Genomic DNA, 1298 nt, shown 5'->3' on the forward strand with positions numbered 1-1298 from the left:
GAGGACAGATGGTGCCCGTACCGCAAACCGACACAGGTAGGCGAGGAGAGAATCCTAAGGTGAGCGGGAGAACCCTCGTTAAGGAACTCGGCAAAATGACCCCGTAACTTCGGGAGAAGGGGTGCTCATTCAGGTGCAAGCCTGGAGGAGCCGCAGTGAAAAGGCCCAAGCGACTGTTTATCAAAAACACAGGTCTCTGCGAAGCCGAAAGGCGAAGTATAGGGGCTGACACCTGCCCGGTGCTGGAAGGTTAAGGGGATGAGTTAGCCCTTCGGGCGAAGCTTTGAACCGAAGCCCCAGTAAACGGCGGCCGTAACTATAACGGTCCTAAGGTAGCGAAATTCCTTGTCGGGTAAGTTCCGACCCGCACGAAAGGTGTAACGACTTGGGCACTGTCTCAACGAGGGACCCGGTGAAATTATACTATGCGTGAAGATGCGCATTACCCGCGACAGGACGGAAAGACCCCGTGGAGCTTTACTGTAGCCTGATATTGAATGTTGGTACAGCTTGTACAGGATAGGTGGGAGCCAGAGAAACCGGAGCGCTAGCTTCGGTGGAGGCGCCGGTGGGATACCACCCTGGCTGTACGGACATTCTAACCCAGGGCCGTGATCCGGTCCGGAGACAGTGTCAGGTGGGCAGTTTGACTGGGGCGGTCGCCTCCCAAAAGGTAACGGAGGCGCCCAAAGGTTCCCTCAGAATGGTTGGAAATCATTCGCAGAGTGTAAAGGCAGAAGGGAGCTTGACTGCGAGACCTACAAGTCGAGCAGGGACGAAAGTCGGGCTTAGTGATCCGGCGGTTCCGCATGGAAGGGCCGTCGCTCAACGGATAAAAGCTACCCCGGGGATAACAGGCTTATCTCCCCCAAGAGTCCACATCGACGGGGAGGTTTGGCACCTCGATGTCGGCTCATCGCATCCTGGGGCTGTAGTCGGTCCCAAGGGTTGGGCTGTTCGCCCATTAAAGCGGTACGCGAGCTGGGTTCAGAACGTCGTGAGACAGTTCGGTCCCTATCCGTCGTGGGCGCTGGAAATTTGAGAGGAGCTGTCCCTAGTACGAGAGGACCGGGATGGACACACCGCTGGTGTACCAGTTGTTCCGCCAGGAGCACAGCTGGGTAGCTACGTGTGGAAGGGATAAGTGCTGAAAGCATCTAAGCATGAAGCCCCCCTCAAGATGAGATTTCCCATCACTTCGAGTGAGTAAGATCCCTCAGAGACGATGAGGTGGATAGGCCCGAGGTGGAAGCGTGGTGACACGTGGAGCTGACGGGTACTAATCGATCGAGGACTTA

At 56.4% G+C, this 1298-nt stretch carries 1 rRNA gene (cut by a window edge); it reads left to right on the top strand.

Annotated features, from left to right (window positions below):
* Window positions 1–1298 (top strand): 23S ribosomal RNA (locus tag EDD68_RS15070); its annotated part reaches 1726 nt to the left of the window's first position; the annotation flags it as partial.

Source organism: Melghiribacillus thermohalophilus (assembly GCF_004342905.1).
Classification (GTDB): domain Bacteria; phylum Bacillota; class Bacilli; order Bacillales; family Alkalibacillaceae; genus Melghiribacillus; species Melghiribacillus thermohalophilus.